Here is a 25,138-nt window from a genome sequence, read left to right on the forward strand (position 1 = left end):
GGGGCGCTTAACCGAAGAAGCTCTGGCCGTTTTTGGCCATTTCGCGCAGCTTCGCGGTCGGGTGGTACAGCGCGCCCAAATCAGCGTACTGGTCAGCCAGGGCAACGAACTCGGCAACACCGATCGAATCGATGTAGCGCAGCGCACCGCCACGGAATGGAGGGAAACCGATGCCGTAGACCAGACCCATGTCGGCTTCGGCGGCAGTTTCAACGATGCCGTCTTCCAGGCAACGCACGGTTTCCAGGCACAGCGGGATCATCATCCAGTTGATGATGTCTTCGTCAGTGACTTCACGCTGCTCGTAAACGATCGGCTTGAGCACTTCCAGCACCGACGGATCGGCGACCTTCTTCTGCTTGCCTTTCTTGTCGGCCTCGTAGGCATAGAAGCCCTTGCCGTTCTTCTGACCCAGGCGCTTGGCTTCGTAAAGCACGTCGATGGCCGAGCGACGGTCATCCTTCATGCGATCCGGGAAGCCTTCAGCCATCACGTCACGACCGTGGTGACCGGTGTCGATGCCGACTACGTCCATCAGGTAGGCCGGGCCCATTGGCCAGCCGAATTTTTCCATGACTTTGTCGATACGGACGAAGTCGACACCGGCGCTGACCAGTTTGGCGAAACCGCCGAAGTACGGGAACAGCACGCGGTTGACCAGGAAGCCCGGGCAGTCATTGACGACGATCGGGTTCTTGCCCATTTTCTTGGCGTAAGCAACAGTGGTGGCGACGGCCAGCTCGCTGGACTTCTCGCCACGGATCACTTCTACCAGTGGCATCATGTGCACCGGGTTGAAGAAGTGCATGCCGACGAAGTTTTCCGGACGCTTGAGGGCCTTGGCCAGCAAGCTGATGGAAATGGTCGAGGTGTTGGACGCGAGGATGGTGTCCTCTTTGACCTGGGCTTCGACTTCAGCCAGTACGGCTTGCTTGACCTTCGGGTTCTCGACCACAGCTTCGACAACCAGATCAACGTGACCGAAGTCGCCGTAGGACAGGGTCGGACGAATTCCGTTGAGCACTTCAGCCATTTTCGCAGCGGTCATGCGACCTTTATCAACGCGGCCAACCAGCAGCTTGGCGGCTTCGGCCAGACCCTGCTCGATACCGTGCTCGTTGATGTCCTTCATCAGGATCGGCGTGCCTTTTGAGGCCGACTGGTAGGCGATACCGCCACCCATGATGCCAGCACCAAGCACAGCGGCCTGCTTCACGTCTTTGGCGATTTCGTCGTAGGCCTTGGCCTTTTTCTTCAGTTCCTGATCATTCAGGAACAGGCCGATCAAGCTCTGCGCGGCAGAGGTCTTGGCCAGCTTGACGAAACCTGCAGCTTCGATTTCCAGCGCCTTGTCACGACCGAAGTTCGCGGCTTTCTGGATGGTCTTGATTGCTTCAACCGGCGCCGGGTAGTTCGGGCCAGCTTGACCGGCGACAAAACCTTTGGCGGTTTCGAAAGCCATCATCTGTTCAATGGCGTTCAGCTTGAGTTTTTCAAGTTTCGGCTGACGCTTGGCCTTGAAGTCGAACTCGCCGGAGATAGCGCGCTTGATCAGTTCCAGGGCAGCTTCCTGCAGCTTCTCAGGAGCAACCACGGCGTCGACGGCGCTGACTTTCAGGGCGTCTTCAGGGCGGTTTTCCTTGCCGGCGGCAATCCATTCGATGGCGTTGTCGACACCGATCAGACGCGGTAGACGCACGGTGCCGCCGAAGCCTGGGTAGATGCCCAGTTTGACTTCCGGCAGACCGATCTTGGCCTTGGTTGACATGACGCGATAGTCAGCCGCCAGGCACATTTCCAGACCACCACCGAGAGCAATGCCGTTGATCGCGGCTACTGTCGGAACGTTGAGGTCTTCGAAATCGCTGAAGATCTTGTTGGCTTCGAGATTGCCAGCAACCAGCTCGGCATCCGGCAGCTTGAAGTTGTCGACAAATTCGGTGATGTCGGCGCCGACGATGAACACGTCCTTGCCACTGCTGACGATCACGCCCTTGATCGAAGCATCTGCCTTGATGGTGTCTACGGCCTGACGCAGTTCGTTCAGGGTTAGACGGTTGAACTTGTTGACGGACTCACCCTTGAGGTCGAATTTCAATTCGACGATGCCACTTTCAAGAGCTTTAACCGTGATGGCTTTACCTTCGTAAATCATCAACTGATCTCCACGATATGGAAGCTGAACAGTACACGTCGGACGCAGGCGAATGGCTTGGCAGGACGCTTTTTCGTCGATGCTGACGCCAATCCACCCGGCACACCCGCCAACGCGATAGTCGGGATTCTGTAGGAGCGGTCTGTAAGACAAACGCTCAATTCATACGCCCGTTTGATTTGGGTACGTCACCTTCACGGAATTTCCGACAATTGTCAATCGCCCAAAATACGGGTTGAAATGCGACTTTGCGGTCATTTCCGTACCACGAAGACCGGCAACACGCGTCTGCATGTGAAGCCATTCATAGAATCAATAGTTAGAAAATTCGCCCTAATTCGCAACGAGCCCTGTTTAAAAGGCTACGCTGGCTGGGACTACAGAGAAAGTGCGCGTGCCGCTCGACGCGACTGGCATCAAAAAAAGTTTCCGGCCTGCCTGGCCAACCCAGCCCGATGAATCATGTCGGGCTTTTTATTGCTCGTCTGCCGGACGCGTCACACCATTGCAGTGCGAAAAGTCCGCGCGTCATGCCAGCGCTTTCAGTGTGGCGTCGATATCCTGCAGAACCGTTGCATCGCCCTTCTCGCCCCAATACAAGGCGATCATCTGTTTATCCGCCTCGACCTTGTAGACATTGTCCGGCAATTTTTCGAAATGATTGAGCAGTGCCCGATCCTCGCAGACCTCCTGCCACTGATTGACCCAGACACCCGGCGATTTTTGCCAGTAAGTCCAGCACGCCGGCTGATTGCCACGCCGCGGGCGATGGTACTGCGCGCAGGGGCTTGGCGGCTCTTGCGAGAGCCAATGCGGCCACTCCTGAGGCGCCAGTTGCATGGCCAGCCCGATGCGCCGCGCCTCCATCCGCAGGGCGATGCGCCCGCTCTGCGCGCGCGATGGACGCAACCACGCCAGCGGACTCAATACCACCAGCAGGATTGACACCACTATCCAGACCGTCATATCTGTACTCCCGAATCTTGATGAGCCCATTGCGTCACTTTGGAACCAATGCGCTTGAAACCAGCCATACTTAACAATATTGAACCCTCACGAGGAGCACCTCATGCCCTACCACCACATCCTGGTCGCCGTAGACCTGACTGAAGAGTGCGACCCTGTCATCCACCGCGCCCGAGAGCTGTCGGTGAGCAACGGCGCCAAGCTGTCGCTGGTGCATATCGTCGAGCCGATGGCCATGGCGTTCGGTGGCGACGTGCCAATGGACCTGTCACAACTGCAACAGCAACAGTTCGATCAAGCCAAAGAGCGGCTTGAGCGCTTGAAACTCAAGTACTCCGAACTCGAAGGCGCCAACTGCCACTTGACCTACGGCCAGCCACGCCAGGAAATCCATCATTTCGCCAAGGAACAGGCGTGCGATCTGATCGTGGTCGGCAGCCATGGTCGCCACGGTCTGGCATTGCTGCTCGGCTCGACCGCCAACGATGTACTGCACGGCGCACCTTGCGATGTGTTGGCGGTACACTTGGTCAAACGCTGAGATACATAACCTGTGGGAGCGAGCAGCCCGCCCCAACAATGGATCCGCATCGACCTGTAGCTCGCATCGCATATGAAAAGCCCGGCGTTCATCACTGAACGCCGGGCTTTTTCACATCAGAGACAATCAGGCATCCAGCTCGGCCCAGCGCTCCACCAACGCATCCAGCTCAGCCTGCAACTGCTCCAGCGAAGCAATCACCTTGGCCGTTTCAGCCGCTGGACGCTGGTAGAAACCGGCTTCAGCCATTTCAGCCTCAACAGCAGCGATCTGCTGTTCCTTGGCGTCGATATCGCCCGGCAACGCTTCCAGCTCGCGTTGCAGCTTGTAGCTCAACTTCTTCTTGGCAGCCGGGGCAGCGGCGGCAGGCGCTGCGACCACAGCAGGCTCAGCAGTGACCACCGCCGAATTCAGGTCAGCCTTGCCCGACTTGCTTTCGGTCACGCCCAGCAGGCGCGGCGAGCCGCCCTGACGGATCCAGTCCTGATAGCCACCGACGTATTCACGCACCTTGCCTTCACCTTCGAAGACCAGCGTACTGGTGACCACGTTGTCGAGGAATGCCCGGTCGTGACTGACCATCAGCACGGTGCCGTTGAAGGTCAGCAGCACTTCTTCGAGCAGCTCGAGGGTTTCCACGTCGAGGTCGTTGGTCGGTTCGTCGAGGACCAGCAGGTTCGCCGGTTTGCTGAACAGTTTGGCCAGCAACAGACGCGCACGCTCACCACCCGACAGCGCCTTGACCGGCGTGCGGGCGCGCTGCGGGCTGAACAGGAAGTCGCCAAGGTAGCTCAGTACGTGACGGCTCTGGCCGTCGATATCGATGAAGTCGCGACCTTCGGCAACGTTATCGATAACGGTTTTTTCCAGATCCAGTTGATGGCGCAACTGGTCGAAGTAGGCCACGTCGATCCGCGTACCCTCTTCCACTGTGCCGCTGGTCGGTTGCAGACCGCTGAGCATCAGCTTCAACAGAGTGGTCTTGCCGGTACCGTTGGCGCCGAGCAAACCGATACGGTCACCGCGCGTCAGGACCATCGAGAAATCCTTGATCAGGAACGGGCCGCCCGGGTGAGCGAAGCTCACATTCTCGAGCACCATCACCTGCTTGCCGGATTTGTCGGCAGTGTCCAGCTGAATGTTGGCCTTGCCGGTGCGCTCACGACGCTCGCTGCGCTCAACACGCAGGGCTTTCAGAGCACGGACGCGGCCTTCGTTACGGGTGCGACGGGCCTTGATGCCCTGGCGAATCCAGACTTCTTCCTGAGCCAGTTTCTTGTCGAACAACGCGTTCGCGGTTTCTTCGGCCGCCAGCGCAGCTTCTTTGTGCACGAGGAAACTGGCGTAGTCGCCGTTCCAGTCGATCAGACCGCCGCGATCCAGTTCAAGGATGCGCGTGGCAAGGTTTTGCAGGAAGGAACGGTCGTGCGTGATGAACAGCACAGCGCCCTGGAAATCTTTCAGCGCTTCTTCAAGCCAGGCAATCGCACCGATGTCCAGGTGGTTGGTCGGTTCGTCGAGCAGCAGCAGATCCGGCTCGGACACCAGCGCCTGCGCCAGCAGCACGCGACGACGCCAGCCGCCGGACAACTGGGCGAGGGTCTTGTCGGCCGGCAGTTGCAGGCGGCTCAGGGTACTTTCGACCAGGGTCTGCAAGCGCCAGCCATCACGGGCTTCGAGGTCTTGCTGAACGTGCATCAGCTTGTTGAGGTCTTCTTCAGTGACGCAGTTCTGCGCAAGGTGATGGTACTCGGCGAGCAACGCGCCCACACCATCGAGGCCTTCGGCAACCACGTCGAACACAGTCCGATCGTCGGCCACTGGCAATTCTTGCGGCAATTCGCCGATTTTCAGACCGGGGGCACGCCACACCGAGCCGTCATCGGGCTTCTGGTCGCCCTTGACCAGTTTCATCATGCTGGACTTGCCAGTGCCGTTGCGGCCGATGATGCACACCCGCTCACCACGGGCGATCTGCCAGGACACCTTGTCCAACAACGGCATCGCGCCGAATGCAAGGGACACATCGCTGAATTTGAGCAGGGTCATGAGCTTCTCCAAAAACCGGGCGCGCATTCTACCTGACTTAGGGCTTCAGCAGGCCGGCAATTTGTCTGTCGAAGCACTCTGCACAACATTTGTTGCGAACTTGTGCTGTGAGGCCCGCAAAGCTTTCGCCGCTTGCTGGCAAAAGGCTAAGCTACAGACAATTCAGTGCTGATTCAGGTCGGCACTTGTCATGATTTCTCTGCCCGGATGTCTCATGCGCAGTCGCCTTCTCAGTGTTTTGTCCTGTTTGCTACTTACCGCCGCTGCCGCTCAATCCGCCCAGGCGGTGGACCTGTCCACCCAACGCCAGTATTACGATGAAGCCAAACGCGCGCTGGCCAAGGGCGATACCGGGCCGTATTTCCGCTACAGCCAGGCCTTGGCCGATTATCCGCTGGAACCATACCTCGCTTACGACGAACTGACCGCGCGCCTGAAAACCGCGAGCAACGCCGAAATCGAGAAATTCCTCGCCGAGCACGGCGACCTGCCCCAGGCCAACTGGATGAAGCTGCGCTGGTTGCGCTGGCTCGCCGACCGTGGCGACTGGGCCACCTTCGTCAAATATTACGACCCGAAACTCAACTTCACTGAACTCGACTGCCTCAATGCGCAGTACCAGATCAGTAGCGGCCACAAGGCCGAAGGCTATGCCAATGCCGACAAACTGTGGCTGACCGGCAAATCGCAACCCGCCGCGTGTGACGCGCTATTCGGCATCTGGGCCGCCGATGGCCAGCTCACCGAACAGAAACGCTGGGAACGCACCAAGCTCGCCGCCCAGGCACGCAACTATCCACTGGCCAACAGTCTGGTCAACGGCCTGACCACCCTCGCCCCGCGCGGTCGTTTGCTGGTGGATGTGGCGCAAAAACCGGAGTTGCTCAATCAACCTTCGCGCTTCACCCCGGCCGATGAGCCGATGTCCGATGTGGTCAGCCTCGGCTTGCGCCGCCTGGCACGTCAGGATCCGGACAAGGCCATGGCATTGCTCGACGGTTACGCCAGCAGCATGCATTTCTCCCGCGATGAAAAAGTCGCGATTGCCCGGGAAATCGGTCTGACCCTCGCTCGGCGTTTCGACAGCCGCGCGCTGGACGTGATGACCAAATACGACCCGGAGTTACGCGACAACACCGTCTCGGAATGGCGTTTGCGCCTATTGCTGCGCCTCGCTCGCTGGGACGACGCATACGAACTGACCAAGCGTCTTCCGCAAGATCTGGCCACCACCAACCGCTGGCGCTACTGGCAGGCGCGTAGCCTTGAACTGGCCCAGCCGCAGAACCCGCAAGCACAAACCCTGTACAAAAATCTGGCGCGGGAACGGGACTTCTACGGTTTCCTCGCCGCTGACCGCTCGCAGTCGCCCTACTCGCTCAACAACAAGCCATTGGTGCTGAGCCAGGCGCTAATCAACAAAGTGCGCAACACGCCGGGCGTGCGCCGTGCGCTGGAATTCCATGCCCGCGGGCAGATCGTCGACGGTCGCCGCGAGTGGTATCACGTCAGCCGCCACTTCAATCGCGACGAAATGGTCGCCCAGGCCAAACTCGCCTACGACCTGAAATGGTATTTCCCGGCGATCCGCACGATCAGTCAGGCGCAATACTGGGACGATCTGGATATCCGCTTCCCGATGGCCCACCGCGAAACCCTCGTGCGTGAAGCCAAGGTACGTGGGCTGCATTCGAGCTGGGTGTTCGCGATCACCCGTCAGGAAAGTGCGTTTATGGACGACGCTCGCTCCGGCGTCGGCGCCAGTGGCCTGATGCAGTTGATGCCCGGCACCGCCAAGGAAACCGCGCGCAAGTTCAGCATTCCGCTGGCCTCGCCACAGCAGGTGCTCGATCCCGACAAGAACATCCAGCTCGGCGCCGCTTACCTGAGCCAGGTCCATAGCCAGTTCAACGGCAACCGCGTCCTCGCTTCCGCCGCCTATAACGCCGGGCCCGGTCGCGTACGCCAATGGCTGCGCGGCGCTGATCACTTGAGCTTCGACGTCTGGGTGGAAAGCATTCCCTTCGACGAAACCCGTCAGTACGTGCAGAACGTGCTGTCTTATTCTGTGATCTACGGCCAGAAGCTCAATTCACCACAGCCGCTGGTGGATTGGCACGAGCGCTACTTCGACGATCAGTGATCACGCGGCTGATGCCGAGTAACGAAAAATGCCCGTATCGCGAGATACGGGCATTTTTTATGTGCACGACCTGATCGGTTGTTTAGTGAATTACAGGATCGGTAACAGCATTCATTGAAGCGCTATTTCCATCGTTGAACTGCAAAGATGCGAGCCGCGCATACAGCGGATTGCTGACGATGAGTTCCTGATGGGTGCCAATGGCCACAAGTTTGCCCTGGTCCATCACCGCAATCCGGTCAGCGTTTTTCACCGTGGCCAGTCGATGCGCGATCACCAGCGTGGTGCGGTTCTCCATCAGGCTTGGCAGAGCTTCCTGGATCAGATGCTCGCTTTGCGCATCGAGGGCGCTGGTGGCTTCATCCAGCAGCAGGATCGGCGCGTCGACCAGCAACGCACGGGCAATCGCCAAACGTTGCCGCTGGCCGCCGGAAAGGCCGAGACCACCATCGCCGAGATGGGTCTGGTAACCGTTGGGCATTTTCTCGATGAAGTCGTGGGCATGGGCAATTCTTGCCGCTTGCTTGACCTGGTCCAGCGTTGCCCCCGGGTTGCCGTAACGAATGTTCTCTTCAACGCTGCCAAAAAACAGTGCTGGCGACTGTGACACCAAGGCGAAGTGGCGGCGCAGGTCCAACGGGTCGAGACGGGTCAGCGGTACGCCATCGATGAGGATCCGTCCTTCCAGCGGGTCATAAAAGCGCAGCAGCAAGTCATACACCGTGGACTTGCCAGCACCGGACGGCCCCACCAGCGCCAGCGTCTCTCCGGCGCGGATAGTCAGATTCAAGCCGTTGACGGCGTAGCTTTCAGGACGCGAGGGGTAGGAAAAACGCACATCCTGCAATTGCAACTCACCGCGCACGCGCGCCGGCAAGGTCACAAGGCCCGTGGTCGGCGACTGGATGATGTTCTCCGAACGCAGCAATTCAGCGATGCGCTCGGCAGCACCGGCAGCGCGTTGCAGTTCGCCGATCACTTCGCTCAAAGTACCGATCGCACTGCCAACGATCAGGCTGTAAAAGACAAACGCCGCCAGTTCGCCGCCGGTGATCCGCCCGGCGATCACGTCCATGCCACCGACCCACAACATCACCGCCACCGCGCCCAGCACCAGCACGATCACCATGGTGATCATCCATGAGCGCTGGAAAATGCGTTTGCGCGCGGTGTCGAAAGCGTCCTCCACCGTCGCCGAAAAGCGCTGTTCGTCCTGCACCTGATGGTTGTAGGCCTGCACGGTTTTGATCTGGCCGAGGGTTTCCGATACATAGCTGCCGATATCGGCAACCCGGTCCTGACTCAACCGCGACAGGTTTCGTACACGCCGACCGAAAATCAGAATCGGCGCCACCACGAACGGCAAGGCAATCACCACGATGCTGGTGAGTTTTGCGTTGGTCACGAACAGCAGGATGACGCCACCGATGACCATGAGCAGATTACGCAGGAACATCGACAGCGACGAACCGATCACCGATTGCAGCAACGTCGTGTCGGCGGTCAGCCGCGACTGGATCTCCGAACTGCGGTTGTTCTCGTAGAAGCCTGGGTGCAGATAAACCAGATGGTTGAACACCTCGCGGCGAATATCGGCCACGACGCGTTCGCCAATCCAGGACACCCAGTAAAACCGCGCAAACGTACCGACGGCCAGACCCAGCACCATCAACATGAAAATGCCGATGCTCTGATTGAGCTGGTGCGGAGACTGGGTCATGAAGCCCCGATCGACCAGCAGTTTGATCCCCTGCCCCATCGACAACGTGACGGCGGCGGTGACGATCAGCGCCAGCAGCGCACCGATGACTTGCCAGCGGTAAGGGGCCAGAAATCGACTGGTCAGACGCAGCGCGCGACGGTGCCTTGAAGAAAGCTTCGGGGTCATTCAGGTACGCATCCATGGTGATGAAAGGGCTAGCGTAAACCTTCTTTGGGGTGGAACTCTGTAAATCACAATGAGTCAGGTTAAATATGCCCCCAAAGACTAGGCCATAGTTGCTATTGGTCTAACGTCGCAGTTGAGACGAACGGTCATTTCTGTTTGAGTGGAGATGCCGCCGCCGACAGACCGCAGGGAGTTGTCACAGCCCGGTCACGTGGGGGTTTTAACCTAGGCGCACAACCTGATGAGGAGACAGGCCATGTCCTTGCAACACCGCAGCGAAGACAAGATTGAAGTGATCCGCACCAAGCCCGGCCAAACTCTGGGTTGCTCGATTATCGATAAGGACGGGCGTGAAGTACCGATCACTGAAGACATGATCCAGGACGCTTGCCGCGAACTGGAGAAGCGATTGGTCAAGCCTGCCGAACAAAAGTGATATAGCCACCGTCTTCCTGACCCGGCCCCTTTGGCCGGGTTTTTTCTGTCTGTAAATCCGGGATTTGTGGTGAAGCTATCGTTGGCAAGCCAGCTCCCACAGGATTTTCGTCGTACTTAAAATCTGCGCACTCCGCGAAACCTGTGGGAGCTGGCTTGCCAGCGATAAAGCCACCTCGGTTTTTAAACAGCAACCGCACCCAGCGCCGCCACTATCTGGCGCAATTCTGACGACTCCCCTTCAATCCGCACCTTCAGCCCTTCAATCTCGCGCCGCACCGGATACTGCTTGCGCAAGACATCGAACGCCGCACGCTGCTCGCCGACATTGCCTACAAGGCTGCGGCGGAAATCCGCGTCATCCCGGCGGGGGTCGTACACGCCACGGCACAACATCGCCAGCGCCCAGGCCGGATCGCTGTCGGCATGCAAAGTAACTTCCGACAGCCACGGTGCTGGCAAAAGATCGCTGAGCTGGATGCTCGCGGGCTGGCCGGTGAATTCGCAATACGCCTGATAGATCTGCGCCGTCCCGCGCTGTTTACCGTCAAGGCTATAGCCAGCAATGTGTGGCGTGGCCAGTACGCAGAGTTCGGCCAGTTCGACATCGACTTCGGGCTCGGCTTCCCAAACATCGAGAACGGCTTGCAAGTCTTCACGATGCAGCAGCACTTTGCGCAGTGCGGCGTTATCCACCACAGGACCGCGCGCCGCGTTGATCAGCCAGGCACCGGGCTTGAGCTGTTGCAAACGTTGCTGATCGAACAGATGCCAGGTCGCGCCTGCGCCGCTTCTGGTCAGCGGCGTGTGCAGACTGATCACATCACATTGCTCAATGATCTGCTCGAGGCTGACGTAATCGCCCCCCTCAGTGGCCTGGCGCGGTGGATCGCAGACTTTGACGTTCCAGCCCAACCCCTTGAGGACCTTGATCAGTCGCCCACCCACCTCACCGGCGCCGACGACTCCGTAAGTCCGCTGAGTCAGATCGACACCTTCGATTTCGGCGAGCGCCATCAGACTGCCCAGTACGTAATCGACCACGCCACGGGCATTGCAGCCGGGCGCGCTTGACCAGGTAATGCCGGCCTCGGCGAAGTACTCAAGATCCAGATGATCAGTACCGATGGTGCAGGTGCCGACAAAGCGAACCTTGCTGCCTTCCAGCAACGCGCGGTTGACGTTGGTCACCGAACGCACCAGCAACACGTCGGCCTGCTCCACCGTCGCACGGTTTATGGAACGGCCCGGGACACGGCGGATCTCACCGAAACCGGCAAAAAAGGCATCGAGCAGCGGGATATTTTCGTCAGCAACAATCAGCATGGCGGGCTCCTTGGGCGGATCGGCAGTTTAGGTGCAGATCGGTCGCCGAGCCAGCGGGCTTTGATTGCAAGCGCAAGAACAGCACTGCCCCTGTGGCGAGGGAGCAATCGCCTTCCAGTAGATTACAAATCCGCAACAGAGGATTTTTCCTGACCAAAGCGTCAGCGGCGTAGAATGCGGCGCCTTGCGCATCAACCTCTGTGGACGCTTTGCCTGTGAATTCTGTAACTGACCAACCTGTCGCCGTCTCCCTGACCCGCTCCGCGCGGATTCGTCTGGAGTTCAAGAACCTGCTCGCCCTGGCCTTGCCGATCATCATCGCGCAACTGGCGACCACGGCCATGGGCTTCGTCGATGCGGTGATGGCCGGGCGCGTCGGGCCAAAAGATCTGGCGGCCGTGGCTCTGGGCAACTCAATCTGGGTGCCGGTGTTTCTGCTGATGACCGGCACCCTGCTGGCAACCACGCCGAAAGTCGCCCAGCGCTTTGGCGCCGGCACCCACAGCGAGATCGGTCCGATCGTCCGTCAGGCGTTGTGGCTGGCGCTGGTGGTCGGCCTGATTGCCACGGCGATGCTGGTCGCCGCCGAGCCGGTGCTGCACCTGATGAAGGTCGATCCGGAGCTGATCGGCCCGTGCATGCAATACCTGCATGGCATCGCCAGCGGTCTGCCGGCGGTGGCGTTCTATCACGTCCTGCGCTGCACCAGTGACGGCATCGGTCGTACCCGCCCGGCGATGGTATTGGGCCTGTGCGGTCTGGCGCTGAACATACCGCTGAACTACGTCTTCATTTATGGCCACTTCGGTGTGCCGGCCATGGGCGGCGTCGGCTGCGGCTGGGCCACAGCCATCGTGATGTGGGTGATGGCGCTGGGTCTGGCCGGTTATGAGCGCTGGGCACCTGCCTACCGTTCGAGCGAAATTTTCAGCCGTTTCGACTGGCCGCAATGGGCGGTGATCAAGCGTCTGCTGGCCATCGGCCTGCCAATCGGCATCGCCGTGTTTGCCGAGTCGAGCATTTTTGCCGTGATCGCCCTGTTGATCGGCAGCCTCGGCGCCACCGTCGTGGCTGGGCACCAGATTGCGCTGAACGTCAGTTCGCTGGTGTTCATGATTCCGTACTCATTGGGCATGGCCGTGACTGTGCGCGTCGGTCAGGCACTGGGCCGTGAGGAACCGCGTGAAGCGCGTTTTGCCGCTGGTGTCGGCATGGGCACCGCGCTGGCCTACGCCTGCCTGTCGGCGAGCATGATGTTGCTGCTGCGCGAACCGATTGCGGCCATCTACACCGCTGACCCGACGGTGATTCACATCGCGGCGATGCTGATCGTGTATTCGGCGCTGTTCCAGTTTTCCGATGCGATTCAGGTCACCGCAGCTGGCGCACTGCGCGGTTATCAGGACACTCGCGTGACGATGATCCTGACTCTGTTCGCCTACTGGGGCATTGGCTTGCCGGTGGGTTATGCCCTCGGGCTGACCGACTGGCTCGGCGAGCCTCGGGGCCCGAGCGGTTTGTGGCAGGGTTTGATTGTCGGCTTGAGCTGCGCGGCGCTGATGCTGTCGATCCGCCTGACGCGCAGCGCGCGCAAGCGCATTCGGATCAGTCGTTCGATGGGCTGAATACTCATAAAAGGCACCCATAAAAAAAGACCTGCACATGCAGGTCTTTTTTTGCCCGGACTCAATCGGACTTCTTGCGAATCCAGTACAGATAAGTCCCGGCCTCTTCGTGCTGGCCGACCAGTTCATGGTCGAGAAACACGCAGAACTTGGGAATGTCGCGACGGGTCGAGGGATCGGTGGCGATCACCTTGAGCAGGCCGCCGGGCACCAGGTCACGGATGTGCTGGTGCAACATCATCACCGGCTCCGGGCAATTGAGGCCGGTGGCGTCGAGGGTGCCGTCGACCGGCGTGTCGATCATTTCACTCATGATTCACTCCTGAAACTGGCCGGCATTGTCGCGCATTGCCGGGTTTGTGGCGAGGGAGCCTGCTCCCGCTCGGCGGCGTAGCCGTCGCAAAATCTGTTGGCCCGGTGTGCCTGAAGGAACAACGGCGCCGAATTCGGGGCCGCTTCGCAGCCCAGCGGGAGCAAGCTCCCTCGCCACAAAAGCAGTTCACTTCAATCAGCGGGATTTGGCTTTCTTGGTGTCGTGCCGGCGCAGATGGCAGGTCACTTCCTCGCGATCGTGATACAGCTGTTTGCAGCCGATATCGACCTTGATCCCACGAGCCTTGAAACCATCGGCGATGCGCTCGAGCAAGCGCTTCACCTCGGCATAACGCTGCTTCATCGGCAGTTTCAGGTTGACCACCGCCTCGCGGCAATGCCCTTCGCCGATCCACTCTTCGAGCATCGCGGCGTTACGCGCCGGTTTCTCGACGATGTCGCAGACCATCCAGTCCACCGGTTGCTTGGGCTTGAAGGTGAAACCGTCAGCCATCAAGTGCTGCACGAGCCCGGTGTCCATCAGGCTTTCAGCCATCGGGCCGTTGTCGATGGCGGTTACCAGCATGCCGCGGTTGACCAGTTGCCAGGTCCAGCCGCCCGGCGCTGCACCGAGATCAACCCCGGTCATGTCGCTGTGCAGGCGATCTTCCCACTGATCACGCGGAATAAAGTGGTGCCAGGCCTCTTCCAGCTTCAGCGTCGAACGGCTCGGCGCTTCACGGGGAAACTTCAGGCGCGGAATGCCCATCGGCCACATCGCCGAGTTACCGGCATCGGCCATGCCGAGAAACACTTCACGACCACTTTTGAAGGTCAGCAACAGACGCGGCTTGCTAGCGTCATCCACCAGTTTGCCGGCAGCGGTCAGGGCCTTGCGCAGTGGGCCTTCGAATTTCTTGCAGAAGTTCGACAGTTCCTTGCCGTCATTGGTGTCGACGACTTCCAGCCACAGGCTGCCGCACACCGGGAATTCAGCCATGTTTGCGAGGATCACGCTGATGCGATCGTTCTCTGGCAAATCGATGAAGACGCCACGCGCCCATTGGCGCGGAAAGATCAGTTCGGCGAAACGCTGACCGCGCATCAGGCGCTCGGCACCGTCTTCTTCGGTGCAGACAAACTCGGCGTACGCCGAAGCGGCTTTGGCCTTGGCGTAACCGGACACGTTGAGTTGCGCGGCGAGGTCGGAAATCTCCGAACAGACTTCGCCTTCGAAGCCTGGCCGGCAATGCATGAATAGGGTGTTCATTCTTACTCCTGGGCAGCGGGCGATCATTCGGCCACTGCGCGATGCTCAAGCGTTGCGTTGCAGCAATGCCTGTCACGAAAACCGGCGCATGATAGCCGATGTCGGAACCTTGGTTCCGCTCATAGAGTCCAGTTATTAGCCAGCTACCTAAAACAGGGCTAGGTTTAAAGCTCTATTCGTCCCCTCAATCCGTAGCCGTGCGGATTCAAAGGAGTGATCGTAATGCCGTCCCTCGATAGTCTGAAGACCCTTAAAACTCTACAAATCGACGACAAGACCTACCACTATTTCAGCTTGCCTGATGCCGCCAAGACCCTTGGCAATATCGACAAGCTGCCGATGTCGCTGAAAGTCCTGCTGGAAAACCTGCTGCGCTGGGAAGATGAAAAAACCGTTACCGGCGCCGACCTCAAGGCCATCGCCGCGTGGCTCAAGGAGCGCCGCTCTGACCGGGAAATCCAGTACCGCCCTGCCCGAGTATTGATGCAGGACTTTACCGGCGTACCGGCCGTGGTCGACCTCGCCGCGATGCGCGCCGCGATGGCCAAGGCCGGCGGCGATCCGCAGCGAATCAATCCGTTGTCGCCTGTCGACCTGGTGATCGACCACTCGGTGATGGTCGACAAATTCGCCACCGCCAGCGCCTTCGAACAGAACGTTGACATCGAAATGCAGCGTAACGGCGAGCGTTACGCCTTTCTGCGCTGGGGCCAAAGTGCTTTCGACAACTTCAGCGTGGTGCCACCGGGCACCGGTATCTGCCACCAGGTCAACCTCGAATACCTCGGCCGCACGGTGTGGACCAAGGATGAAGACGGCCGTACCTACGCCTTCCCCGACACGCTGGTCGGCACCGACTCCCACACCACCATGATCAACGGTCTTGGCGTCCTCGGCTGGGGTGTCGGCGGCATCGAAGCGGAAGCGGCGATGCTCGGGCAACCGGTGTCGATGCTGATTCCGGAAGTAATCGGCTTCAAACTCACCGGCAAGCTCAAGGAAGGCATCACTGCCACTGACCTGGTGCTGACCGTCACGCAGATGCTGCGCAAGAAAGGCGTGGTCGGCAAATTCGTCGAGTTTTATGGCGACGGCCTCGCCGAACTGCCGCTGGCTGACCGCGCAACCATCGCCAACATGGCCCCGGAATACGGCGCGACGTGCGGCTTCTTCCCGGTCGATGAGGTAACGCTGGATTACCTGCGCCTGTCCGGGCGCCCGGCGCAAGTGGTGAAACTGGTCGAGGCCTACACCAAGGCTCAAGGGCTCTGGCGTCTTCCGGGCCAGGAACCGGTGTTCACCGACAGCCTGGCGCTGGACATGGGCAGCGTCGAAGCCAGTCTGGCCGGGCCGAAACGCCCGCAGGATCGGGTTTCACTGCCTAATGTCGCGCAAGCCTTCAGCGACTTCCTCGATTTGCAATTCAAACCCACCAGCAAAGAAGAAGGTCGCCTGGAAAGCGAAGGGGGCGGCGGCGTGGCGGTGGGCAACGCCGATCTGATCGGCGAAACCGAATACGAATACGAGGGCCATACCTATCGCCTGAAAAACGGCGCCGTGGTCATTGCCGCGATCACCTCTTGCACCAATACGTCCAACCCGAGCGTGATGATGGCCGCCGGGCTCCTGGCGAAAAAAGCCGTGGAGAAAGGCCTGACGCGCAAACCGTGGGTCAAGAGTTCACTGGCGCCGGGCTCGAAAGTGGTCACCGATTACTACAAGGCGGCGGGGCTGACGCAATACCTCGACCAGCTCGGGTTTTCGCTGGTCGGGTATGGCTGCACCACTTGCATCGGCAACTCCGGGCCACTGCCTGAGCCGATCGAGAAAGCCATCCAGAAAGCCGACCTTGCCGTCGCCTCGGTGCTGTCTGGCAACCGCAACTTCGAAGGTCGGGTGCATCCGCTGGTGAAAACCAACTGGCTGGCCTCGCCACCACTGGTGGTGGCCTATGCGCTGGCCGGCACTGTTCGTACCGATATCAGCAGCGAACCGCTGGGTAACGATCAACAGGGCAACCCGGTTTATCTGCGTGACATCTGGCCAAGCAACCAGGAAATCGCCGAGGCGGTGAGTCAGGTCAGCACGGCGATGTTTCACAAGGAATATGCCGAAGTGTTTGCCGGTGATGAGCAGTGGCAGGCCATCGAGGTGCCGCAAGCGGCGACTTACGTGTGGCAGGACGATTCGACTTACATCCAGCATCCGCCGTTCTTCGATGACATAGGCGGCCCGCTGCCTGAGATCAAGGATGTGAAGGGCGCGCGCGTGCTGGCCTTGCTCGGCGACTCGGTGACCACCGACCACATTTCCCCTGCCGGCAATATCAAGGCTGACAGCCCGGCCGGACGTTACCTGCGCGACAAAGGCGTGGAGCCGCGAGACTTCAACTCCTACGGCTCGCGTCGCGGCAACCACGAAGTGATGATGCGCGGCACCTTTGCCAACATTCGAATCCGTAACGAGATGCTCGGCGGTGAAGAAGGTGGCAATACGATCTACATTCCGAGCGGCGAGAAATTGCCGATCTACGACGCGGCCATGCGCTACCAGGCTTCGGGCACACCGTTGGTGGTGATTGCCGGGCAGGAATATGGCACAGGGTCCAGTCGTGACTGGGCGGCCAAAGGCACTAACCTGCTGGGCGTCAAAGCGGTGATTGCCGAGAGCTTCGAGCGCATTCACCGTTCCAACCTGGTGGGCATGGGTGTGTTGCCGTTGCAGTTCAAGCTCGATCAGAGCCGCAAGAGTCTGAATCTGACCGGCAAGGAAACCTTCGAAATTCAGGGCCTGACCGGTGTCGAACTGACGCCGAGGATGAACCTGCCCCTGGTGATCACCCGTGAGGACGGACGTCAGGAGAAAATCGAAGTGCTATGCCGCATCGACACCCTGAACGAGGTGGAGTACTTCAAGTCGGGCGGGATTCTGCATTATGTGTTGCGTCAGCTGATCGCCTCCTAGCGCTTGGATCCCCTGTGGCGAGGGGATTTATCCCCGATGGGCTGCGCAGCAGCCCTGAAAATCGACACCGCGTTCTTGCTGAAAGAGCGCGGTATTAGAAAGTGGGCCGCTTCGCGCCCTAGCGGGAGCAAGCTCCCTCGCCACAGGTAGTTCGCCCGATAGTCGATAGTACTTTTCGACAGGCGAAAAAAAACCCGCCGAAGCGGGTTTTTCCCAAGACCATTATCGACTCCCTGTCGGCAGCGATCCTTGCAATGGTCGATCATCCGTGATCCTGAAGCACTCCCTGTGCTTCAGTTGATGGGTGTAGATTACGCGCTGGATCCAATCGGCAATAGTCGACATAGCTACCATCGCGTGTAAGACATTCGCCATAGCGCCCCTTCCGAAAACCCTTAGCCATGTCAGGCGTTGAGCATGGACGCCGCGATTTTCGCGACTTTCAGCTGTCCTGAGGCCTGTTCCTGAAGGTCATCCTCCAGAAACCATGCGGCAGACAACCCGGCAAACGCCAGCACCCATTGCAGCAGGCGACGACGATCCAGGCTAGCAGCCGCAACAATAACCTCTACCTGCCGGAGAAATCGCTCGGGGTCGCCCGCCGTCGGCAGGTCCGGGTTGCAGATCAGATTGGCGTAGTCAAAACCGCGTTCGCCCCTTACTCGCTTCGGATCAATCGCCAACCAGCCGCGCGGGCCGAAATCGAGGACGTTGTCGTGGTGCATGTCACCGTGCAGCACCACCACTTCCTGCGGATCAGCGAGCAAGGCTTCGGCGGTTTGCAGGCTCAGGGCATAGGGCCCGCCATGTAGTGCGGCAGCCATTCGCAGCGAAACGAACCACGGCCCCAGCTCTACCAGCGGCGGGGGCAACGTGGCGCGCGGGGCATGCAGTCGCGCCAGCGCGGTGCACAGAATGCGGCTGGCCTCATCATCCTGGCCATTGAGCGCCATGTGCATCAGCGAACGCTGCCCCATGGCCCGCTCCATCAGCAAGCCATCCTCATGGTGCGCCAACACCCGAGCCGCGCCCTCGCCGTTCCACCAGACCATCAGCCGATTGCCATACTTTTCCTCGGCGTCGTCGGCCAGTTTCAGCATCGCCGGGGTGTCACCCAGACGCACCGGCAACAGCCGGCTGCCGGGCGTGATGATCGGTGGCCCGTCCGGCACCAGTGACCAGCGCTTGAGCCAGGGTTCGAACATTGCGCTGTCAGCCACCCTGACGCTCGCGAGCCTTGGCACTTTCGACGAGGAACTGTTCGAGCCGGCTCAACTGTTCTTCCCAGCCACGGCTGTCCATGTAATACGCCTCTTTCTGGCGGATATCGGGAATGTGCGCGAAGCCTGATTCGGACACTTTCAGCAGCGTGCCACTCTCGAAGTCTTCCAGTTCGAACCTGACCAGGGTGGTCGGCTCCTGGGAATAATCGATCTTCGGGTTGACCGCATACGGATGCCAACGGAACGAGAACAACTGCTGCGGCTCGACCCGTTCGATCAGCACATTCCACAACACATGTTCATAACCCGGATACGTGACCTGCCCTTGCGTCCATTCGCCGGCAATAAAACGCCTGCCCTCCAGCGCCACACCAAACCACTGACCAAATGCCTCGGCATCGACCAATGCACGCCAGACATGTGAACGCGGCACCTTGAGCGTGATTTTGCGTTCGAAACTATTGGGTACTGGTTTCATACGTCACCTCCTGTTCTGAACACTAGGCCTGTATGACCACATGTCCAACCTGAAGTTGTATCAAAGCGGTGCAGCAGGTCATCGCGAGGAAACATCCGGCGGCATCTTGCTTGGGTCAATTGTGCGAATTCGAGGGCAGACCTGCGGATGAAACTGTTACCTTTTCCCGCGATACAGAACCAGACAAGGATGAATCATGCAGCCATCACTCCCCGAGCGTTATCGCGGCGCCCTGCTTGGCCTGGCCTGCGGCGACGCGGTCGGCACCACGGTCGAATTCCAGCCGCGAGGCTCATTTCAGCCGTTATCGGACATGGTCGGAGGTGGCCCATTCCACTTGAAGCCCGGGCAATGGACGGACGACACTTCCATGGCGCTGTGTCTGGCGGAAAGTCTGCTGAACAAGAACGGCTTCGATGCTGCCGACCAGATGGGGCGCTACCTCAACTGGTGGAAATGGGGGTATCTGAGCTCCACCGGCGAATGCTTCGATATCGGCATGACCGTCAGTCAGGCGCTGTCGCACTACCAGCAAACCGGCGAGCCCTTTGCCGGCTCGATCGACCCGTACACCGCTGGCAACGGCTCGCTCATGCGATTGGTGCCGGTGGTGCTGTTTTACTTTCCTGATCCCCAACTGATTCAGCGTTTTGCCGCTGACAGCTCACGGACGACCCACGCCGCCCCTGAAGCCATCGAGTGCTGCCAACTTTTCGCCGAGCTGATCGGCAAGGCACTGCAGGGCGCCTCCAAGACAGAATTGCGCCATTCATCCGTGTCGGCGTTCACTCAACCGAAAGTCGCGGCGATTGCCCGTGGTGATTACCTCAGCAAATCAATCAGTGAGATCCGCGGCAGCGGCTATAGCGTGCAATCGCTGGAAGCGGCGTTGTGGTGCTTTCATCACACCGGAAACTTTGCTGAGGCCATCCTGCAAGCGGCGAATCTGGGTGAGGACGCCGACACCACCGCTGCGATCGTTGGCCAATTGGCCGGTGCTCATTACGGCGTGCGTGCCATTCCTGCCCACTGGCTGGAGAAGTTGCATGAGGGCGAAGAAATCACTGCGACCGCAGATCGTCTGCTGGAAGCCTCGCGATTACGAGCGCCGGAATAGCCGCGCTTAATCGCTACACTGTTCTGCACTTTCATCCGACACAGCGAGATTGTCCATGTCCCCACGCCTGCTTCTGGCCCTGACGCCTTTTCTGTTTACCCCCATCGCCCACGCCGCCGTCGACTGCGCGAATGCCAGCGATCAGGCAACGATTAACCAGTGCGCCGGGCAGGATTACAAGGCGGCCGACAACGAGTTGAACGCGGTGTACAAGCAAATCAAAGAGCGCTTGAAGGACAATGCCGAGGCCACAAAACTGCTGGTTGATGCGCAGCGGGCGTGGGTCGGATTTCGCGACGCCGAGTGCACGTTTTCGTCATCGGGGGTGACGGGCGGGAGTGTTTATCCGTTGGTTTACAGCAGTTGCCTGACCGGGGTGACCAAGGTGCGGGTTGAGGCGCTAAAGCAGTATTTGAAGTGTGAGGAAGGTGACATGAGTTGCCCGGTACCCGGGGCCTGAATTTTCGCTGAATTCAAAGACCTCATCGCTGGCAAGCCAGCGATGGCATCAGCCTGGACGCCGCAAATTGCCGGATAAAATCTGCGCCGTGGTAATCGCCATCCCCCCTGGCAGCTTGATACTCCCCGTCTGCTTCATCGTCTCGGCGTCACCAGGTCAATGTTGAACAGGTCATACAGGCATTCGGCAGTCGCCGAGTCCTGCTTCTTGTCTATGAATTTCGCCGCAGTGTAGAGCAGTGAAAAATCATCGCGGTAAGTCTGTTGATTCCACTCTGGCGCGCGGTAGTTGGTGCGTTTCAAGTGGCGACCGGGATCAGCACGTCGACCTTGTCGACGGAGTACAATCATAATAATTTATTGCAATTCGATAATTAAACATCGAGAATCAGTTATCTGAACTGACATGGCAAGGAATTTTCATGAGTACTCGCATCGATGGCGCGGCGTTGCAGCGCATGCACTGGGTTGGATTGCTGGCGGCGATTCTCGTCTGGTTTCTGGGCGTCACTGAGGTCGGCGGTAGCGCAACGCTCTGGATGTTCAAAATGGATGAAATGCTCGCGGCCCTGCTCTACGCGTTCGCTGAAGGCTCGCCGCAATTGCTTGATCCGTTTGTCGAAGGCGCGCTGCTCGATCCCGCCACTTGGCTATCGCCACTGGCCACTGCCCTGATCGTCATTTTGGACTTCCTGCCCGTTCTGCTATCGGTCTACGCGTTATGGCTGACCGGTCTGTTTTTCCTGCGCCTGTCGCGTGGTGAAACCTGGACCGATCGCAATATCAGAGTCCTGTGGCGCGTGGGTGTGCTGTGCATCGTTTCTCCGGCAACCTATCCACTCGTAGAAACCTTGCAAGGTTTGGCGCTGTCCATAGACTTGCCTGCGGGAGAGCGCATTTTCAAATTCTCGATCGGCCTGTCTTCCACTTCCGCCTACGAAATTATCAAAGGCGTTTTGCTCTGTTTGTTTTCAATTATCATGCGTGATGCAAAAGTCCTCAGCGATGAGCAAAGTCAATACATATAGAACAATATAATGACCATTATCGTCCGCCTTGACGTTGTCATGGCCACGCAAAAAATTCGCTCCAAAGAGTTAGCCGCTCTACTGGGCATCACCGAGGCTAATCTGTCATTACTGAAAAATGGCAAGGTCAAGGGGGTGAAGATGGCAACCCTGGACAAGCTCTGCGCTGCGCTCGATTGCCAGCCGGGCGATCTGCTGGAATATCAAAAAGACTGAGTCTTCGTTTCTACCCGCGATTAGTTTATTGCGGGTTCCAACCGTTTAATCCTTATTCATTCCTTATTAGCAAGGCGGCTATTGCATGTCCCGTTATTTCTTCTTCGCACTGTTTTTGCTGACGGCGTTACTCAGCGGCTGCGCCACACAAATAGACGTGGCACTCAACGCAACACCCGATCCGGATTATCAATTCGACCGCCAGGCCACTGTACTGGTGACCTCTGCAGGCGGCAGCGATGAAAACGCACTTAATGCCCGTTACTATCTTCGCGATATGGTCAACGCGCTGAAAGACAGGGGGTTTCTGGAGGTGTATACCGACGCCAGCCTGCCGAGGAACCATGCACCGATCAAAATGACAGTCAGCCTTGACGTTGGCAGTCGACAGGTGACTTACCGCTACACCGCCACTGACTACGGGCAAGTGCCAACCAGTACCTCGACGGTGTGCAAGAACATCAAGAAAAAAGAAGATCGACTGATCTGTACCAGCAAGCCAAATACCACTTATGGCCCTGTTGGAACCTCGGAGCGAACCGGTTACACCACCCTCAGCACCTTCACCGCCACTGCCCGGGATGAAGTGAGCAAGCGCGCGGTCTACCTGCTCCGGGCTTCGTCCTACAACGATGACTGCCAGGCGGCCAAAGTCGAAGCCTTTCTGGTGGAACAAGGCCTGCAGAACCTCGACTTCCACGACCGTGTGCAACGCAACTACACGGTGACGATGCCCGAGGGTTATAGCTGCAAGTAGCCCGATGGCCGCTTCCCGGCACAGGCGCAAACTGTGTCGGGAAGCGGTTGCCGGCTAAACGTGCGGATCACCCGGCGCTTTGGTCGGCGCCGCGTATTGCGGCTTGAGATGGCCATCCGGATCGAGCAACCAGGCATCCATGATCTGCCGCACGACGGGGCCGGCCACCCGACCGCCCGCTTCACCATTCTCGATCATCACCGAAATCGCGATCTTCGGATGTTCAGCCGGTGCGAAGCCGACGAACAAGGCGTTGTCGCGGTGGCGCTCAAGCGTTTTCTCGCGGTTGTAGCGCTCACCCTGCTTGATCGCGACGACCTGCGCCGTGCCGCTCTTGCCGGCGATGCGATATTGCGCCCCTGCCGCTGCCGCACGAGCAATGCCACGGGCATCGTGCATCACCATCTGCATACCATGGTTGACCTGCTCCCAGTCGCGCGGATCCTTGAGGAGGATATTTGGCATCGGGTGCTCGTCGACCGGTGCGATGCCATCGACGGTCTTGGCCAGGTGCGGACGGTTCCACACGCCTTTGTTGGCGATCAAGGCAGTGGCCTGTGCCAGTTGCAGCGGTGTCACCTGCATGTAGCCCTGACCGATGCCGAGAATCACTGTCTCGCCCGGGAACCACGCCTGTCGCCGCGTCGCACGCTTCCAGGCCTGGGATGGCATCAGGCCGGGGGATTCTTCGAACATGTCCAGCGAGACTTTTTCGCCAAGGCCGAACATGGCCATGTAGTCATGCAGCCGATCAATGCCCAGTTTGTGCGCCAGGTCGTAGAAGTACGTATCGTTGGAGCGCATGATCGCCGCGTCCATGTCTACCCAGCCATCGCCACTGTGGTTCCAGTTGCGGTACTTGTGATCGAAGTCCGGGAGTTGGTAGTAGCCCGGGTCGAACACTCGGGTCTGCGGCGTGACAACTCCGGCATCGAGCCCGGCAATGGCCACTTCCGGTTTGATCGTCGAGCCCGGTGCGTACAAGCCGCGCAGCACGCGATTGAAGAGTGGCCGGTCGATGGAGTCGCGCAGCGCCGAATATTCCTTGGAACTGATACCGGTGACAAACAGATTCGGGTCAAAACTCGGGTTGCTGACCATTGCCAGCACTTCCCCGGTGGACGGATCGAGCGCCACGACTGAACCACGACGATCACCGAGAGCAGCCTCGGCCGCTTCCTGCAGTTTGACGTCGAGACTCAGGACAATGTTTTTACCCGGCACCGGGTCAGTGTGTTTAAGCACTCGCAACACACGGCCCTGGGCATTGGTTTCCACTTCTTCGTAACCGACGTGACCGTGCAACTGCGCTTCGTAAAAACGCTCGATGCCGGTTTTACCGATGGACTGGGTACCGCGATATTCAACCGAATCGAGCGTCTTGGATTCTTTCTCGTTGATTCGGCCGACATAACCGATCGAGTGGGCAAAGTGCGCACCGAGTGGGTAATCGCGGACGAACTGCGGTTCAACATCTAGACCTGGTAGACGAAACTCATTGACCGCTAATACGGCAATCTGCTCCTCGGTCAGTTCATAGAACAGCGTCACCGGCGTGAACGGATGACGGGACTGTTTCATGGCCTTATCGAAGACTGCGCGATCTTCGGCAGGCAAGTGGAGAAGGTTGATGACCTCGTCCAGTTCCTGATTGACGTCGGTTGCGCGCTCGCGAGTGATGGTCAGATTGTAGCTGGGACGGTTATCGGCCAATAGCACGCCGTTGCGGTCGTAGATCAGTCCGCGTGTCGGCGGGATCGGCAAGACATGTACGCGATTGTTTTCAGAGATGGTCGAGTGGTAGTCGAACTCTACCACTTGCAGGATGTACAACCGCACCACCAGGGCACAGCTGATAGCGAAGACAAACAAGGCGCAGGCGATCAACCGCTTGTTGACCAGACGCGTCTCTTTTTCGTGATCCTTGATCGGGATTGGCTCAGGCATTTCTACAGCAACTCTTTGACATAAATGAGTGCCAATCCATAGGCATGACATCCGTCCGTGAAAAAACGAGCTGCACCATACCAAAAACTGCCCGGTCACTTCAGAACGTTTTTCCCCAATGGCAGCTCTGGTGACGACTGGACCCTCCGGGAATGAGGGAAAAACTTTCCTGCGGGCAAAACAAAACCCCAACTGCTTTCGCAATTGGGGTTTCGGAATTTAATCTTGACGATGACCTA

General features: G+C 58.9%; 20 protein-coding genes and 1 pseudogene. 10 read left to right on the forward strand and 11 right to left on the reverse strand.

The features are described 5' to 3' along the window. Positions 1 to 7 precede the first annotated feature (7 nt). Positions 8 to 2,155, reverse strand: coding sequence for a fatty acid oxidation complex subunit alpha FadB (gene fadB, locus AC3WMT_RS15730; protein WP_103305064.1), 2,148 nt, complete (start codon positions 2,153 to 2,155; stop codon positions 8 to 10). 528 nt (positions 2,156 to 2,683) lie between these two features. Beyond that, positions 2,684 to 3,121 carry a hypothetical protein gene (locus tag AC3WMT_RS15735; RefSeq protein ID WP_103305063.1) on the reverse strand — a complete coding sequence of 146 codons (438 nt, stop codon included), beginning with the start codon at positions 3,119 to 3,121 and terminating at the stop codon, positions 2,684 to 2,686. A gap of 103 nt (positions 3,122 to 3,224) precedes the next feature. On the opposite strand from AC3WMT_RS15735, the gene AC3WMT_RS15740 reads away from it, so the two are divergent. Then, positions 3,225 to 3,662: a universal stress protein gene (locus tag AC3WMT_RS15740; RefSeq protein WP_007910454.1), complete on the forward strand. Its 438-nt coding sequence runs from the start codon at positions 3,225 to 3,227 to the stop codon at positions 3,660 to 3,662. A gap of 126 nt (positions 3,663 to 3,788) precedes the next feature. On the opposite strand, the gene AC3WMT_RS15745 is transcribed toward AC3WMT_RS15740, so the two are convergent. Next, positions 3,789 to 5,711, reverse strand: coding sequence for an ATP-binding cassette domain-containing protein (locus AC3WMT_RS15745; RefSeq protein WP_103305062.1), 1,923 nt, complete (start codon positions 5,709 to 5,711; stop codon positions 3,789 to 3,791). Positions 5,712 to 5,925: 214 nt separating this feature from the next. Between AC3WMT_RS15745 and AC3WMT_RS15750 the strand changes: the two genes are divergently transcribed. Then, positions 5,926 to 7,854 (forward strand): transglycosylase SLT domain-containing protein, encoded by a 1,929-nt coding sequence (locus AC3WMT_RS15750; protein ID WP_103305061.1) that lies wholly within the window; start codon positions 5,926 to 5,928, stop codon positions 7,852 to 7,854. An 82-nt stretch (positions 7,855 to 7,936) separates the two neighbouring features. On the opposite strand, the gene AC3WMT_RS15755 is transcribed toward AC3WMT_RS15750, so the two are convergent. Beyond that, positions 7,937 to 9,742 carry an ABC transporter transmembrane domain-containing protein gene (locus AC3WMT_RS15755; protein ID WP_103305060.1) on the reverse strand — a complete coding sequence of 602 codons (1,806 nt, stop codon included), beginning with the start codon at positions 9,740 to 9,742 and terminating at the stop codon, positions 7,937 to 7,939. A gap of 256 nt (positions 9,743 to 9,998) precedes the next feature. Between AC3WMT_RS15755 and AC3WMT_RS15760 the strand changes: the two genes are divergently transcribed. Further along, on the forward strand, positions 9,999 to 10,178 hold the full coding sequence (locus AC3WMT_RS15760) for a PA1571 family protein (RefSeq protein WP_103305059.1): 180 nt from the start codon (positions 9,999 to 10,001) through the stop codon (positions 10,176 to 10,178). Between the two features lie 182 nt (positions 10,179 to 10,360). Here the strand turns inward: AC3WMT_RS15760 and pdxB are convergent, their stop codons facing one another. Continuing rightward, the gene (gene pdxB / locus AC3WMT_RS15765) at positions 10,361 to 11,503 is read right to left on the reverse strand and encodes a 4-phosphoerythronate dehydrogenase PdxB (RefSeq protein ID WP_103305058.1); all 1,143 of its coding nucleotides are present in this window, start codon (positions 11,501 to 11,503) and stop codon (positions 10,361 to 10,363) included. 215 nt (positions 11,504 to 11,718) lie between these two features. Between pdxB and AC3WMT_RS15770 the strand changes: the two genes are divergently transcribed. After that, positions 11,719 to 13,128: an MATE family efflux transporter gene (locus tag AC3WMT_RS15770; protein ID WP_103305057.1), complete on the forward strand. Its 1,410-nt coding sequence runs from the start codon at positions 11,719 to 11,721 to the stop codon at positions 13,126 to 13,128. A gap of 61 nt (positions 13,129 to 13,189) precedes the next feature. Here the strand turns inward: AC3WMT_RS15770 and tusA are convergent, their stop codons facing one another. After that, entirely contained in the window at positions 13,190 to 13,441 is a 252-nt protein-coding gene (tusA, locus tag AC3WMT_RS15775) for a sulfurtransferase TusA (RefSeq protein WP_103305056.1), read from the reverse strand. Positions 13,442 to 13,636: 195 nt separating this feature from the next. Beyond that, on the reverse strand, positions 13,637 to 14,710 hold the full coding sequence (gene rlmM, locus AC3WMT_RS15780; RefSeq protein WP_103305055.1) for a 23S rRNA (cytidine(2498)-2'-O)-methyltransferase RlmM: 1,074 nt from the start codon (positions 14,708 to 14,710) through the stop codon (positions 13,637 to 13,639). A 222-nt stretch (positions 14,711 to 14,932) separates the two neighbouring features. Between rlmM and acnA the strand changes: the two genes are divergently transcribed. Continuing rightward, positions 14,933 to 17,674, forward strand: coding sequence for an aconitate hydratase AcnA (gene acnA, locus AC3WMT_RS15785; RefSeq protein ID WP_103305054.1), 2,742 nt, complete (start codon positions 14,933 to 14,935; stop codon positions 17,672 to 17,674). A 404-nt stretch (positions 17,675 to 18,078) separates the two neighbouring features. Here the strand turns inward: acnA and AC3WMT_RS15790 are convergent, their stop codons facing one another. Next, a complete protein-coding gene (locus AC3WMT_RS15790; protein ID WP_103305126.1) occupies positions 18,079 to 18,879 on the reverse strand; it encodes an aminoglycoside phosphotransferase family protein in 801 nt (266 codons plus the stop codon). Positions 18,880 to 18,886: 7 nt separating this feature from the next. Then, on the reverse strand, positions 18,887 to 19,375 hold the full coding sequence (locus AC3WMT_RS15795) for an SRPBCC family protein (RefSeq protein ID WP_103305052.1): 489 nt from the start codon (positions 19,373 to 19,375) through the stop codon (positions 18,887 to 18,889). 196 nt (positions 19,376 to 19,571) lie between these two features. Between AC3WMT_RS15795 and AC3WMT_RS15800 the strand changes: the two genes are divergently transcribed. Both AC3WMT_RS15800 and AC3WMT_RS15805 read left to right on the forward strand, forming a co-directional pair. Then, complete coding sequence (locus AC3WMT_RS15800) at positions 19,572 to 20,492, forward strand: ADP-ribosylglycohydrolase family protein (protein WP_103305051.1); 921 nt, start codon at positions 19,572 to 19,574, stop codon at positions 20,490 to 20,492. Positions 20,493 to 20,547: 55 nt separating this feature from the next. Continuing rightward, positions 20,548 to 20,952, forward strand: a complete 405-nt coding sequence (locus tag AC3WMT_RS15805) for a lysozyme inhibitor LprI family protein (protein WP_103305050.1) — start codon at positions 20,548 to 20,550, stop codon at positions 20,950 to 20,952. A 146-nt stretch (positions 20,953 to 21,098) separates the two neighbouring features. Here the strand turns inward: AC3WMT_RS15805 and AC3WMT_RS15810 are convergent. Further along, positions 21,099 to 21,266 (reverse strand): annotated as a pseudogene (locus tag AC3WMT_RS15810) (quinohemoprotein amine dehydrogenase subunit beta); the annotation flags it as partial. A gap of 107 nt (positions 21,267 to 21,373) precedes the next feature. On the opposite strand from AC3WMT_RS15810, the gene AC3WMT_RS15815 reads away from it, so the two are divergent. The 3 genes from AC3WMT_RS15815 (at position 21,374) to AC3WMT_RS15825 (ending at position 22,952) form a co-directional block, all read left to right on the forward strand. Then, positions 21,374 to 21,979 carry a hypothetical protein gene (locus AC3WMT_RS15815; protein ID WP_103305049.1) on the forward strand — a complete coding sequence of 202 codons (606 nt, stop codon included), beginning with the start codon at positions 21,374 to 21,376 and terminating at the stop codon, positions 21,977 to 21,979. A 9-nt stretch (positions 21,980 to 21,988) separates the two neighbouring features. Next, the gene (locus AC3WMT_RS15820) at positions 21,989 to 22,195 is read left to right on the forward strand and encodes a helix-turn-helix domain-containing protein (protein WP_003226632.1); all 207 of its coding nucleotides are present in this window, start codon (positions 21,989 to 21,991) and stop codon (positions 22,193 to 22,195) included. 85 nt (positions 22,196 to 22,280) lie between these two features. Further along, positions 22,281 to 22,952, forward strand: a complete 672-nt coding sequence (locus tag AC3WMT_RS15825) for a hypothetical protein (protein ID WP_103305048.1) — start codon at positions 22,281 to 22,283, stop codon at positions 22,950 to 22,952. Positions 22,953 to 23,006: 54 nt separating this feature from the next. Here the strand turns inward: AC3WMT_RS15825 and mrdA are convergent, their stop codons facing one another. Next, a complete protein-coding gene (mrdA, locus tag AC3WMT_RS15830; RefSeq protein WP_103305047.1) occupies positions 23,007 to 24,899 on the reverse strand; it encodes a penicillin-binding protein 2 in 1,893 nt (630 codons plus the stop codon). Positions 24,900 to 25,138 lie beyond the last annotated feature (239 nt).

This window comes from Pseudomonas sp. FW305-7, from assembly GCF_058786735.1.

Coding starts and splice junctions, on each gene's coding strand:
- fadB (WP_103305064.1), bottom strand. CDS start 2,155: ATGATTTACGAAGGTAAAGCCATCACGGTTAAAGCTCTTGAAAGTGGC.
- AC3WMT_RS15735 (WP_103305063.1), bottom strand. CDS start 3,121: ATGACGGTCTGGATAGTGGTGTCAATCCTGCTGGTGGTATTGAGTCCG.
- AC3WMT_RS15740 (WP_007910454.1), top strand. CDS start 3,225: ATGCCCTACCACCACATCCTGGTCGCCGTAGACCTGACTGAAGAGTGC.
- AC3WMT_RS15745 (WP_103305062.1), bottom strand. CDS start 5,711: ATGACCCTGCTCAAATTCAGCGATGTGTCCCTTGCATTCGGCGCGATG.
- AC3WMT_RS15750 (WP_103305061.1), top strand. CDS start 5,926: ATGCGCAGTCGCCTTCTCAGTGTTTTGTCCTGTTTGCTACTTACCGCC.
- AC3WMT_RS15755 (WP_103305060.1), bottom strand. CDS start 9,742: ATGACCCCGAAGCTTTCTTCAAGGCACCGTCGCGCGCTGCGTCTGACC.
- AC3WMT_RS15760 (WP_103305059.1), top strand. CDS start 9,999: ATGTCCTTGCAACACCGCAGCGAAGACAAGATTGAAGTGATCCGCACC.
- pdxB (WP_103305058.1), bottom strand. CDS start 11,503: ATGCTGATTGTTGCTGACGAAAATATCCCGCTGCTCGATGCCTTTTTT.
- tusA (WP_103305056.1), bottom strand. CDS start 13,441: ATGAGTGAAATGATCGACACGCCGGTCGACGGCACCCTCGACGCCACC.
- rlmM (WP_103305055.1), bottom strand. CDS start 14,710: ATGAACACCCTATTCATGCATTGCCGGCCAGGCTTCGAAGGCGAAGTC.
- acnA (WP_103305054.1), top strand. CDS start 14,933: ATGCCGTCCCTCGATAGTCTGAAGACCCTTAAAACTCTACAAATCGAC.
- AC3WMT_RS15790 (WP_103305126.1), bottom strand. CDS start 18,879: ATGTTCGAACCCTGGCTCAAGCGCTGGTCACTGGTGCCGGACGGGCCA.
- AC3WMT_RS15795 (WP_103305052.1), bottom strand. CDS start 19,375: ATGAAACCAGTACCCAATAGTTTCGAACGCAAAATCACGCTCAAGGTG.
- AC3WMT_RS15800 (WP_103305051.1), top strand. CDS start 19,572: ATGCAGCCATCACTCCCCGAGCGTTATCGCGGCGCCCTGCTTGGCCTG.
- AC3WMT_RS15805 (WP_103305050.1), top strand. CDS start 20,548: ATGTCCCCACGCCTGCTTCTGGCCCTGACGCCTTTTCTGTTTACCCCC.
- AC3WMT_RS15815 (WP_103305049.1), top strand. CDS start 21,374: ATGAGTACTCGCATCGATGGCGCGGCGTTGCAGCGCATGCACTGGGTT.
- AC3WMT_RS15820 (WP_003226632.1), top strand. CDS start 21,989: ATGACCATTATCGTCCGCCTTGACGTTGTCATGGCCACGCAAAAAATT.
- AC3WMT_RS15825 (WP_103305048.1), top strand. CDS start 22,281: ATGTCCCGTTATTTCTTCTTCGCACTGTTTTTGCTGACGGCGTTACTC.
- mrdA (WP_103305047.1), bottom strand. CDS start 24,899: ATGCCTGAGCCAATCCCGATCAAGGATCACGAAAAAGAGACGCGTCTG.